The organism is Litoreibacter meonggei (assembly GCF_003663885.1).
Lineage (GTDB): Bacteria > Pseudomonadota > Alphaproteobacteria > Rhodobacterales > Rhodobacteraceae > Litoreibacter > Litoreibacter meonggei.
Map to the genome: position 1 here is coordinate 1 of NZ_RCCE01000004.1, position 11,047 is coordinate 11,047.

The 11,047-nt window shown below is 59.7% G+C and carries 12 protein-coding genes; 3 read left to right on the plus strand and 9 right to left on the minus strand.

The window, feature by feature from the left end; all coding sequences use genetic code 11:
• Positions 1–207: 207 nt before the first annotated feature.
• The gene (locus BCF46_RS11915) at positions 208–1,023 is read right to left on the minus strand and encodes a bifunctional allantoicase/(S)-ureidoglycine aminohydrolase (RefSeq protein ID WP_121024563.1); all 816 of its coding nucleotides are present in this window, start codon (positions 1,021–1,023) and stop codon (positions 208–210) included.
• Positions 1,020–2,429: an allantoinase PuuE gene (gene puuE / locus BCF46_RS11920; RefSeq protein WP_121024564.1), complete on the minus strand. Its 1,410-nt coding sequence runs from the start codon at positions 2,427–2,429 to the stop codon at positions 1,020–1,022. The genes BCF46_RS11915 and puuE overlap by 4 nt, the downstream gene beginning before the upstream one ends.
• 126 nt (positions 2,430–2,555) lie before the next feature.
• On the opposite strand from puuE, the gene BCF46_RS11925 reads away from it, so the two are divergent.
• On the plus strand, positions 2,556–3,335 hold the full coding sequence (locus tag BCF46_RS11925; RefSeq protein WP_121025355.1) for a DUF2189 domain-containing protein: 780 nt from the start codon (positions 2,556–2,558) through the stop codon (positions 3,333–3,335).
• Here the strand turns inward: BCF46_RS11925 and BCF46_RS11930 are convergent.
• A complete protein-coding gene (locus BCF46_RS11930) occupies positions 3,320–3,934 on the minus strand; it encodes a TetR/AcrR family transcriptional regulator (RefSeq protein ID WP_281272096.1) in 615 nt (204 codons plus the stop codon). The two genes, BCF46_RS11925 and BCF46_RS11930, sit on opposite strands and share 16 nt — an antisense overlap.
• Before the next feature lie 64 nt (positions 3,935–3,998).
• Between BCF46_RS11930 and BCF46_RS11935 the strand changes: the two genes are divergently transcribed.
• The gene (locus BCF46_RS11935; protein WP_245990090.1) at positions 3,999–4,526 is read left to right on the plus strand and encodes an anthrone oxygenase family protein; all 528 of its coding nucleotides are present in this window, start codon (positions 3,999–4,001) and stop codon (positions 4,524–4,526) included.
• Here BCF46_RS11935 and BCF46_RS11940 read toward each other — a convergent pair.
• The 5 genes from BCF46_RS11940 to BCF46_RS11960 form a co-directional block, all read right to left on the minus strand.
• The gene (locus tag BCF46_RS11940; protein ID WP_121024568.1) at positions 4,523–5,344 is read right to left on the minus strand and encodes a metal ABC transporter permease; all 822 of its coding nucleotides are present in this window, start codon (positions 5,342–5,344) and stop codon (positions 4,523–4,525) included. The genes BCF46_RS11935 and BCF46_RS11940 overlap by 4 nt on opposite strands.
• A complete protein-coding gene (locus BCF46_RS11945; protein ID WP_147435999.1) occupies positions 5,344–6,189 on the minus strand; it encodes a metal ABC transporter permease in 846 nt (281 codons plus the stop codon). The genes BCF46_RS11940 and BCF46_RS11945 overlap by 1 nt, the downstream gene beginning before the upstream one ends.
• Positions 6,189–7,076 carry a manganese/iron ABC transporter ATP-binding protein gene (locus BCF46_RS11950; RefSeq protein WP_121024572.1) on the minus strand — a complete coding sequence of 296 codons (888 nt, stop codon included), beginning with the start codon at positions 7,074–7,076 and terminating at the stop codon, positions 6,189–6,191. The genes BCF46_RS11945 and BCF46_RS11950 overlap by 1 nt, the downstream gene beginning before the upstream one ends.
• Positions 7,073–7,954 carry a metal ABC transporter substrate-binding protein gene (locus tag BCF46_RS11955; protein ID WP_121024574.1) on the minus strand — a complete coding sequence of 294 codons (882 nt, stop codon included), beginning with the start codon at positions 7,952–7,954 and terminating at the stop codon, positions 7,073–7,075. The genes BCF46_RS11950 and BCF46_RS11955 overlap by 4 nt, the downstream gene beginning before the upstream one ends.
• Positions 7,955–8,052: 98 nt before the next feature.
• The gene (locus tag BCF46_RS11960) at positions 8,053–8,601 is read right to left on the minus strand and encodes a DUF4329 domain-containing protein (protein WP_121024576.1); all 549 of its coding nucleotides are present in this window, start codon (positions 8,599–8,601) and stop codon (positions 8,053–8,055) included.
• A 90-nt stretch (positions 8,602–8,691) separates the two neighbouring features.
• Between BCF46_RS11960 and BCF46_RS11965 the strand changes: the two genes are divergently transcribed.
• Entirely contained in the window at positions 8,692–9,381 is a 690-nt protein-coding gene (locus BCF46_RS11965) for a fumarylacetoacetate hydrolase family protein (protein ID WP_121024578.1), read from the plus strand.
• A gap of 5 nt (positions 9,382–9,386) precedes the next feature.
• On the opposite strand, the gene BCF46_RS11970 is transcribed toward BCF46_RS11965, so the two are convergent.
• Positions 9,387–11,027, minus strand: coding sequence for a sulfatase-like hydrolase/transferase (locus BCF46_RS11970; protein WP_121024580.1), 1,641 nt, complete (start codon positions 11,025–11,027; stop codon positions 9,387–9,389).
• Positions 11,028–11,047 lie beyond the last annotated feature (20 nt).

The window sequence follows — 11,047 nt, forward strand, 5'->3', positions numbered from 1 at the left end:
CAAGTGGAATCGCTTTCGCGAGAGCCGGTGTATAGTTCGGATCGCGCAGCTGCTCTGCGGTCCCCAATGATGTATCAGCCATGACGTTTCTCCCCGTTCGACTGTTGCGATGGCCACACTGCATAGTGTGGCCCTAGTTTGGCGCGTTACTCGCGCTCTATCATGACTGGAACGTCCAGCCTGAATTTCTCAAAAGCGGCACTTGGATCACCATGGCAGCTTTGCGTGACGGTTCACGTCCTTATACAGCAAGTAACGGAACGGCCCGTCGCCCGTGGCGCGGCAGGCTTGCGGGCAAAAGGCGCGCAGCCACATGAAGTCACCCGGGCCAACAGAGACCCAGTCACGGTTCAGCAGGTATTCTGCCGTTCCTTCAATGACATAGAGTCCGTGTTCCATCACATGCGTTTCCTCGAACGGGATCAGCCCGCCCGGTTGGAACGTGACGATGTTGAAATGCATGTCGTGGCGCAGGTCTGTTGGCTCCACAAAACGGGTGGTCGCCCATGCGCCGTTGGTGTCGGGCATGGCAATCGGGGTGTTTTCGGCGTCGGAGGTCACAAAAGCCTCTGGTGCGGGGATGCCTTTCGCCGCCTCGTAGCGCTTGCGCACCCAATGGAAAGTCGCCTTCTTGTCGCTGCGATTGTGGAGCGTCCAGCCTTCGCCCGCGGGAAGGTAGGCGTAGCCGCCCTCGTTCAGAACATGCGTGCCCATGCTGTTACGCAGCTCAAGCTGGCCTTCGACGACAAACAACACGGCTTCCGCGTCGGGATTGTCCTCGGGGCAGTCAGATCCACCGCCCGCGCCGACTTCCATGATGTATTGCGAAAAGGTTTCGGCAAAGCCCGACAGCGGGCGGGCAATGATCCATGCCCGGCTGTTGGTCCAGTTCGGGATAAAACTCGTCACGATGTCGCGCATCACACCAGCGGGCATGAACGCATAGGATTCGGTGAAGATCGACGTGCCTGTCAGCTCGTCCGACTGCGAGGGCAGGCCCGCGGGTGGAAGGGCGTAACTCACGGCAGTATTTCCTGTAGGCGAAGTTGCGCGATCCGTTCAACCTGTTTGCAGGCTTCGGCGAACTCGCTCTTGCTGTCATTGCGAATGCGATGATGGAAAGCAGCAAGGATGCTTGCTTTGGTGTTGTCACGAACTGCAATAATGAAAGGAAATCCGTGCTTTGCGACGTATTCCTCATTCAAGTCAGTGAACGCTTGGCGCTCTTCATCGGTCAACGAGTCCAAACCCGCGCTCGCCTGCTCTGTCGTGCTTTCCGCCGTTAACCGCTTCGCTGCGGCAAGCTTTCCAGCCAAGTCAGGGTGAGCATCCAGCACCTCGAGCCGTTCCGTTTCGCCCGCCGCACGGAAGACGCGGGCCATGGCGTTCCAAAGACCTTCGGCGCTGTCATGGGCGGGGCCAAGCTCCAGCCCCCACGCCCGTTCTGCCACCCAAGGAGAATGCTCGAAGATGCTGCCGTAAGTCGTTATAAACGTGTCTTTATTCATCGATGTGGGGCGTGTCATCGGGGCGACGGGGTGCTCTGCCATCCAGTGCTGTGCGATCTGCTCGCGTGTGGCAAACCAGACGTCGTCATGGCTTTTTGCATAGGCCAAAAAGCGCTTCAGCGCCTGAACTCGACCCGGGCGACCAATCAGACGGCAATGCAACCCGATCGACAGCATTTTCGGAGCGCCGTCGGCACCTTCTTCGTACAAAGCATCAAAGCTGTCACGCAGATACGCCTCGAATTGGTCGCCGGAGTTGAACCCCTGCGGCGTGGCAAAGCGCATGTCGTTACAATCCAAAGTGTACGGAACAACAAGCTGATCGCGATCACCAAAGCGGGCGTAATAGGGAAGGTCATCCGCGTAGCTGTCGGCCACGTAGTCAAAACCGCCATGTTCTGCCACCAGGCGGACAGTGTTTTCGGAGCAGCGACCTGTGTACCAGCCGCGAGGCGCCACGCCGACGACCTCGGTGTGTAGTTTTACCGCCGCTTCCATGTCGGCGCGCTCGTCTTCCGGTGTGGCGTCTTTGTATTCAATCCATTTCAACCCGTGGGAGGCAATCTCCCAGCCCGCGTCTTTCATCGCTGCGACCTGCTCGGGGGAGCGTGCTAGCGATGTTGCAACGCCGTAAACGGTGACGGGGATGTCTTTCAGCAGACGGTGCAACCGCCAAAATCCGGCGCGTGCACCGTATTCATAGATTGTTTCCATGTTCCAATGGCGTTGAGCGGGCCAAGCGGAAGCACCCACGATCTCGGAAAGGAAGGCCTCGGAGGCGGCGTCGCCATGCAGCACGCAATTCTCGCCACCTTCTTCATAATTAACGACAATTTGCACAGCAATCTTTGCGCCGCCGGGCCAGTTGGCGCTTGGCGGGTTGGCTCCGTGGCCGCGCATGTCGCGTGTGTACCTGTTCATCGCAACTCCCCCTTCATTCGTCGCTACATCATTTAAATCGTGATGTATTTCAAAATTTATTTGAAAGAGCTATCCGCAAGGCAGCAAGTGCTTGCCCGAACGAGGGCTCTTGTGCTGTCATATGTCATGGCTGAAACAACCACACCCGCCGCGTCACCGCGCCCTGAGATCGGGACCGTCACTTTTTGGGAGTTGATCCGCGCGTTGCGCGAAGGATGGCGCGATTTTACCCGTGCGCCAATGTACGGGCTGTTTTTCTCGGCTTTCTACGTGCTGTGTGGGGCAGGGCTCATTTTCTGGGGGGCAGGCACGTTCACGTGGACGTTGGTGCTGGCCTTAGGCTTCCCGATTTTCGCGCCCTTTGCTGCAGTGGGCCTCTATGAAGTCAGCCGCCGTATCGAGGCAGACGAACCACTGGGCTGGTCTTCTGTCCTGTCAGTGGTTTGGGCCGAACGGGGTCGCCAACTGCCATGGATTGGCGCTCTGTTGGTTATCATCTTCCTGTTCTGGAGCTTTTTTGCCCATATGTCCTTTGCGATGTTTCTGGGCAATATGCAGCTTATCAACATCACCACCTCGTGGAATATGTTCCTGACCCCGCACGGAATGCTTCTGATCGCGTTTCAACTGTTGGTCGGCGGTGTGGTTGCGTTGTTCACGTTTACCATCACCGTGGTTTCCATGCCGTTATTGCTAGACCGCGAAATCGACTTCATGACCGCAATGGGCTTTTCGATCCGCGCGGTGCTGCGCAACCGGGTCGTTATGCTTCTGTGGGCCGCGATCATTGCGGTGACGCTGCTGGTCGCCATGGTCCCGATGTTCTTGGGGCTGTTTCTTGCGTTGCCGGTACTAGGGCACGCAACTTGGCACATTTACCGGCGCGCGCTCTATACGCCGGTCTGATCGGGTCCGCACAGCCGGTAAAAGGCCGTCAGTGTGAGGTCGACATGATCAGCAATCTGGGTGCGCGTCGGTTGTGGTAGGGTGCCAATGATGCGGCGCAATTGCAGGTCGCCAATGAGCAATTGCAAAAACCACTGTGCGGCTTGTTCGTCACTGGGAGGGTTGATCTTTCCAGCCTCGCGCAACGCCCCCATAAGCTGAACTATCTTCGGAAACACGCGATCGCGCCCGCCTTTGGCGATGGCCCCGCCAAGTTGCCCACTTGCGTCGGACGCGGCCGCGCGGTTCAGCGCGACGGCACGTTCGCCCAAAAGCAGATGCAGCATCTGTTTGCACATGTGCTCCAGAATATCCTCGGGCGGTAACTCGGCCGCCAAAGCTTTGTCCAAGGCGGCTTCGGCCTCGGCGGCATTCGACTTCACAATCTCCAGAAAAAGCCGCTGCTTGTCACCATACCAGCGATATAGCGTCTCGTTTGATGCCTTGGCTGCTTTGGCGATGTTGAGCATCGACGCGCCTTCGTATCCACGCTGGCGCATTACTTCGAGCGCGGCGCTCTCGATCTCGGATCGCCGCTTATCTTTCCGGTCTGTTCGCACGGTAGCCTCTCAAAAGCCTTGTATATTACCGAACACATGTGTACGAAAATGTAAAGGCGTATAGATGTGTACGATTTTGAAAGGATATGAAATGCTCTCGCTTGCCAAGTCACTTGCCATCAGCTCCCTCGTTTTTGCGGGGGCAATATTCGGGTTTTTCTATGCATGGGTCTGTTCGACCATGTGGGGGTTGGACACGCTAGACCCGCGCACGGCAATTGCCGCAATGAACGCTATGAATGGGTCGGTTAGAAACGCAGTCTTCGCCCCGGCCTTCTTCGGAACCCCCGTGGTGTTGGCGATAGCTGCAATTGCGCTAAAACTGGCCAATGAGCGCGGGGCGTCTATTTGGTTCGCCACCGCCGCAGCGGTGTCATTGCTTTTCGGCACGCTGCTGACCATGGCGGTCAACGTCCCGATGAACGAGGCGCTGGCCTTGGTCGACATCCCCGATGATCGCGTTGCGGCGCAGGTTATCTGGGAGGGTTATTCCCCCAAGTGGCAATTCTGGAACCAAGCCCGCACGGTCGCCAGCGGGGTTGCGTTGCTGTTGGCCTGCATTGGCCTCACCAAAATCAGCAAAACCGCCTAAACCGTCGCGCGCCGCGATTGCACCGTGGCGCGGATGAAGGCGGCGATGAAGGCCGCCGTCATCAGCAACACAATCGTCGGGGCAGGGGCGCTATCAAGAAAGAAGCTCGCATAGACCCCGAGGAACGAGCAGACCGCCGCGATCCCCATAGAAAGCCACAGCATGACGCCAAAGCGCTTGGTCAACAGGAAGGCGATGGCTCCGGGGGCCACAAGGAACGCAATCGCAAGGATGATCCCCACCGCCTGTAGGGCTGCAACAACTGTCAGCGAGATTGCCGCGAGCATCCCGAAATGCAACGCACGGACCTGCAGCCCCTGCGCACGGGCCTGTTGTTCGTCAAATGCTTGCAGCAGCAGGTCGCGCCAGAAAAACCCGATAAGCCCTGTGACGACCACCGCGATCACGCCCGTGGTCCACATGTCTTCCGGTCCCACACCCAGCATGTTGCCGAACAGGATGTGGTCCAGATGCACCTCGCTCTCGATCTTGGTATACATGACGATGCCAAGCCCAAACATGCCCGAGAACACGACGCCCATCACCGTGTCGCGCTTCACGCGGGAGTTCTCGTCGATCCACCCCGTCAGCCCCGCGCAGACCATACCGGCGGTAAAGGCTCCCAAACCTAACGGCAGGCCCAAAACATAGGCCAAGACCACCCCCGGCAGAACCGCGTGAGAAATGGCGTCGCCCATCAGCGACCAGCCCTTGAGGACCAGAAAGCACGACAACAGCCCCGCAGGGATCGCCAGCATGACCGAGATGATCAGCGCGTTCACCATGAACGGGAACTGGAAGGGAAGGGACCACTCCATCAAACCGCCTCCCGCGCACGGGCGCGCGCGGCCAAGATGCCGTGTTTTGGGGCAAAGACGAAGGCGGTGAGGAACAGCAAGGTTTGCAGGCAAACGATGACACCACCCGTCGCCCCGTCCAAAAAATAGCTGGCATAGGCCCCGAAAAACGAAGTCAGCGTGCCTATTGCCACGGAGATCATCAACAGGCTCGGGAAGCGGTCGGTCAGCAGATAGGCCGTCGCGCCCGGCGTCACCACCATGGCGATCACCAGAAACGCACCCACGGTTTGCATTGCCGCCACGGTGCAGGCGGAAAGCAGTGTGAAGAACACCACCTTCAACAGCTCAGGCCGCAACCCGATGGAGCGCGCGTGGCTCTCGTCAAAGAACGTCACCATCAAGTCGCGCCATTTGGCCAGCAGCACAATCAGCGACACGCCCCCGATCAGGGCCAGTTGCAACGTATCCGCGGGGGAAATGGCCAATATATTGCCCATGATGATCGTCTGGATGTTTACCGAGGCGGGCGACAATGAGATCATGAACAACCCCAGCCCGAAGAACGATGTGAAGATCAGCCCGATAATGGCATCTTCCTTCAATCCGGTGCGCTGGTTCAGGAACAACATCGACGCCCCCGCCAAGCCGCCCGCGAAGAACGCGCCTAGTGCAAAGGGCAGGCCCAGCATATAGGCCGCCGCCACGCCCGGCACGATAGAGTGGCTCAGCGCATCACCGATCAGCGACCAGCCTTTCAGCATCAGGTAGGCCGACAGGAAGGCGCAGACCGCCCCCACCAAGGCCGACACCCACATGGCGTTGAGCATGTAGTTATAGGTGAACGGTTCCCACAAGGCGTCCATCATGGCGCATCCGCCTCTTCTTCTTCGTCCTCGTCATGGTGGTCGTAGATCACGAATGGGCGCTCGTCGTCCGAGATAACCGTCAGACGGCGTTTGTCTTCCTCGTCGTCATGCAGGTCAGCGCCTTGCATCACGAAGTGACGCAGCACCCCGCCAAAGGCCAGTTCCAGATTCTGACGGGTAAAGATATCCTCGGTCGGGCCATATGCCAGCACGGTTTCCTTGATCAGGATGGTGCGGTCGCAAAACTCCGGCACGGAGCCAAGGTTATGGGTCGAGACCAGCATAACCCGCCCCTCGTCGCGCATTTCGCGCAGCAGGGCTATGATCGCGTCCTCGGTTTGCACGTCCACGCCGGTGAACGGCTCGTCCAGCAACACCACGCGGCTGTCTTGCGCCAAGGCACGCGCCAAGAACACACGCTTTTTCTGACCGCCGGACAACTCACCGATCTGGCGGTGGCGGAACTCCAGCATGTTGACCCGCTCCAACGCATTCTCGACCATCTTGTGATCCTCGGCGCGCGGGATGCGGAAGAACCCCATATGGCCGTAACGGCCCATCATCACCACATCCTCGACCAGTACGGGGAAGGTCCAGTCAACCTCCTCGGCCTGCGGGACATAGGCCACGGTATTGGCCCGCAGCGCGTCGCGCACGGTGCCGCCAAGGATGGAGATTTTGCCCGCAGACGTGGGCACGAACCCCATGATCGCCTTGAACAGCGTGGACTTGCCGGAGCCGTTCACGCCCACCAAGGCCGCAATGGTGCCTTTGGGTAGGGAAAAGGACGCATCGCGTAAGGCTGTATGCCCGTTTCGGTAGGTGACGGTGATCCCTTCGGCGCAGATGCCGGCGGCGTCGTCAGGCAGACTGCCAAAACTCATTGCTCCAGACCTTCCACGATGGTTTCAACAGTAACTCTGAGCAGGTCCAGATAGGTCGGCACGGGGCCGTCCTCGGTGCTCAGGCTGTCCACATAGAGCACCCCGCCGTAGGCCGCACCGGTTTCGCGTGAAATCTGCTCGGCGGGCGCGGCGGAGACGGTGCTTTCCGAGAACACCACGCCGATATTGTTGTCGCGCACGGCATCAATCAACTGACGCACCTGCTTTGGTGTGCCTTGGGCGTCGGCGTTGATCGGCCACAAATACAACTCTTTGAGCCCCAGATCGCGGGCAAGGTAGGAGAACGCCCCCTCCGACGTCACCAACCAGCGCTTGTTTTTCGGCAAAGCGGCAATGCGGTCTTTCAAGGGCCCAAGGGCGGCGACAATCTCGGCTTTGTAAGCGTCAGCGTTGGTGCGGTAGATGTCAGCGTTTTCCGCGTCATACTCCGCGAAAGCGTCCGCGATGTTGTCGACATAGATCAGTGCCGCATCAACCGACATCCACGCATGGGGGTTGGGTTTGCCGGAATAGGGGCCTTTGGAGATCCCCATAGGCTCCACCCCGTCCGAAACTACCGCAGACGGCACGTCGCGCAGGTTGCGGAAGAACTGCTCGAACCACAGTTCCAGATTCAACCCGTTCCACAACACCAGATCGGCGTTTTGGGCGCGCACGATATCGCGCGGTGTCGGCTCGTAATTGTGAATTTCAGCTCCCGGCTTGGTAATGCTTTCCACAACAGCGGCATCCCCTGCCACACGGGACGCCATATCGGCGATCACAGTGAAGGTGGTGACGGCCTTGAACTTGTCGGCGGCAGCAACAGGCAGGGCGCTGAGACAAATCGCAAGTAGGGCGGGCAGGGCAATACGCATAGGTGGGGAACCACTCTGAATAGGGGGATGGTGTTCCCTTCCTATATGCGAGTCGTTTGCAATAAGTCAAGCCAGTTGCGAATTAATCGCAAGATTGATCAGTAGAGTTGTTGGCGCTGCTTGAGCTGGCGCAAGGTGTATTTGTCGCGGATCAATCCCCAGTCACCTGCATGGAAATGGCGGTCTTGAGGAAGACAACGCAAACCGCACAGCTGGAAGCTCATGCTCCGGTCGGGCAGGTTGACCCAGAACCTGCCACCGGGGGTCGCAATGAACCCGATAAGCCCTTCGCCAATATCAGCCGACAAATCCTCGAACGACGGCACTTCGCTATCGGCCTCGTGATCATAGGCCCCATGCGTGTGGTAGGAGGCGAGGGCGGTTATCCCGCGCGCCCGAAACTCGTTTGGCAGGCAATCGTCGGCATTCCCCTTGCGCGGGCGCGTAGAGACGATGGCACCATCCTCGTTGCGCCCCAGCAATCCGCAAAACTCGCGCCCCGTCTTGAAACTGCGGCTTTGGAGACCTGTCAAAATTTGACGCGCTGCGGCGCGAAGCTGTTCGCCCTCCGCGGAGCGACGCGTGTCTGCACCAGTAAGATTGGTGAAAAACAGCAGCGCGGACAGGCTCATGACTATATATTTCATGCCCGAAAGCTAACCTGACGCATCGGGCGCTGTCCAACTAATCCGCGTGAAGCTAGGTTGCGTCCAAAGATTCTCACTGGAAGGTCCATCATGAGCTACGTCATCCCGCCCGCACGTCAGGCCTCCGTCGCCGTCAAAGGCTCCTCTGACCGGTTTCCCGTACGCCGCATATTCTGTGTTGGCCGGAACTATGCGGAACATATCCGCGAGATGGGCAATGACGAGCGTGACCCGCCGTTCTACTTCACCAAACCCGCCGATGCGGTGGTCGAAAGCGGGGCCGAGATCGCCTATCCCCGCGCCACCGCCGACCTGCATCACGAGGTGGAGCTGGTTCTGGCCATTGGCACGGGTGGCTCCGATATCGCGCTCGCGGATGCGATGGATCACGTATGGGGCGCAGGGGTCGGTATCGACCTGACCCGCCGCGACTTGCAGGCCGTCGCCAAGAAGGCGGGCCGCCCGTGGGATATGGCCAAAGGCTTCGACCGCTCCGCTCCGATGGGCGCGCTGGTGCCTGTGGCGCAGGCAGGGGGGCTGACCTCTGGCCAAATCTGGCTGACCGTTAATGGAGAGACCCGTCAAACCGGCGATCTGGCCGAGATGATCTGGTCCGCCGCAGATTGCGTGGCGCATCTGTCGACACTGGTCGAGCTCGCACCGGGTGACCTGATCATGACCGGCACTCCCGCAGGGGTGTCCGCAGTGGAGCGCGGTGATGTGATGGAGGCCGGTATCGACGGGCTACCAAATGTCAGCGTGAAACTCGCGGCGTCATAGGCACGTCACTCGTCCAGATAGGATCTCGGCGCGGGTCCGGTATATTTTGACGTCAGCTCGTCCGGCACTTCCGAGCCGTCGACCAAGAACGGCAATATCCCCCGCCGCATAGACTTGCCGCGCGACGCTTTGATGTCGTCCTCCGACCGCGTCACGCGCTGGGCAAGGCGGCGGCCCCATTGTGCAAGGTAGTCGTAGAGCCTGTCGATCTCGCCTTGATGCGCGTCGCGCTTGGCCAAGTCGTGGAACTCCTCTGGGTCGGTGTCCAGATCGAACAGCATCGGGCGAAAGCCGCCCTCCGCATGGATCAGCTTGAACCGCCCGTCAAAGACCATGAACAGGCGGGCATCGCGCGGCTCCAGCCCCAGTTTCTCGCAATGGGCTGTGGCGGAGTAGTCGTATTCGCTGATCGCAAACTCCCGCCACTCCGGCTGCTCGCCGTTGAGCCACGGAACAAGCGAGCGCCCTTCGATGATGTGGTCCGGAACGTTGCCACCAGCGGCCTCCACAAAGGTCGCGGCCAGATCAATGCTTTCCACCAACGCGTCACAGGTCGTGCCACGCGTCGCATCCGCCGTTGAGCGCGGGTCGTAGATAATCATCGGCACCTTGACCGATGGCTCGTGAAACAAATCCTTCTCACCCAGCCAGTGGTCACCCAGATAGTCGCCATGGTCCGAGGTCAGAACGATCATCGTGTCCTCCATCGCGCCGCTCTCGTCCAGATAGTCCAGCAACACGCCCAACTGGTCGTCGCATTGCTTGATCAGCCCCATATAGGCGGGGATCACCTTCTGGCGGACCTCGTCCTGTTGGAATGCCTGCGCGATCTTGTTGCCCATATAAGCCCCGAACACGGGGTGCGGGTCCTCACGCTCGACGTCATCGCGCACGGGGGCGGGAACGTGCGCGCTGCCATACATGTCATGGTAGGGCACAGGCACGATATAGGGCCAGTGCGGCTTGATATAGCTGACATGGGCGCACCATGGTGCTCTGGCCTGCTTGATGAACGCAATCGCCTCGCGGGTCAGCCACGGGGTCTCGCTGTCCGTCTCGCGGATGTTGGCGGGCTTGTCGGCGTTGCGGAACATCCAGCCGCTGGCGATGTTGCCATCCTCGACACCCGCATTGGCGAAGTCTGCCCACGGGTTCTGGGACGGGTAGCCTTTGGACTTGAGGTATTCGTTATAGGGGGAGCGGCGCTCGTCATAGAACCCGTCCGGCCCTTCGCCCCACAGCCCGTCATCGCGGACCCAGGCGTCAAAGCCACATTCCGCCTGACGCGCGCCGATGGTGGTGTCAGGGCTTAACCCCAGTCGCGCCATGCCTTCGGCGTCGGCGCGCATATGGGTCTTGCCGATCAGCCAGCAGTCCATGCCTTCGCGGCGTAAATGGTCGCCCAGTGTCTGCTCGCCCACGCGCAACGGAAACCCGTTCCACTGCGCCCCATGCGACGAGGCATAGCGCCCCGTGTAATAGCACATGCGCGACGCCCCACAGATTGGCGACTGGACATAGGCGTTGGTGAACCGCACGCCCATCGCCGCCACGCGGTCAAAGTTCGGGGTATGCAGATGCGGGTGGCCCGCACAGCTGAGGTAGTCGAACCGCAACTGGTCATACATGATGAACAGGATATTCATGGGCAGCTGCGCTGGGATGG

What these genes read in the sequence shown, in the direction of transcription:
- puuE (WP_121024564.1), bottom strand. Translation starts at nt 2,429, where the DNA reads ATGAACAGGTACACACGCGACATGCGCGGCCACGGAGCCAACCCGCCA.
- BCF46_RS11925 (WP_121025355.1), top strand. Translation starts at nt 2,556, where the DNA reads ATGGCTGAAACAACCACACCCGCCGCGTCACCGCGCCCTGAGATCGGG.
- BCF46_RS11935 (WP_245990090.1), top strand. Translation starts at nt 3,999, where the DNA reads ATGTGTACGATTTTGAAAGGATATGAAATGCTCTCGCTTGCCAAGTCA.
- BCF46_RS11940 (WP_121024568.1), bottom strand. Translation starts at nt 5,344, where the DNA reads ATGGAGTGGTCCCTTCCCTTCCAGTTCCCGTTCATGGTGAACGCGCTG.
- BCF46_RS11945 (WP_147435999.1), bottom strand. Translation starts at nt 6,189, where the DNA reads ATGGACGCCTTGTGGGAACCGTTCACCTATAACTACATGCTCAACGCC.
- BCF46_RS11950 (WP_121024572.1), bottom strand. Translation starts at nt 7,076, where the DNA reads ATGAGTTTTGGCAGTCTGCCTGACGACGCCGCCGGCATCTGCGCCGAA.
- BCF46_RS11955 (WP_121024574.1), bottom strand. Translation starts at nt 7,954, where the DNA reads ATGCGTATTGCCCTGCCCGCCCTACTTGCGATTTGTCTCAGCGCCCTG.
- BCF46_RS11960 (WP_121024576.1), bottom strand. Translation starts at nt 8,601, where the DNA reads ATGAAATATATAGTCATGAGCCTGTCCGCGCTGCTGTTTTTCACCAAT.
- BCF46_RS11965 (WP_121024578.1), top strand. Translation starts at nt 8,692, where the DNA reads ATGAGCTACGTCATCCCGCCCGCACGTCAGGCCTCCGTCGCCGTCAAA.
- BCF46_RS11970 (WP_121024580.1), bottom strand. Translation starts at nt 11,027, where the DNA reads ATGAATATCCTGTTCATCATGTATGACCAGTTGCGGTTCGACTACCTC.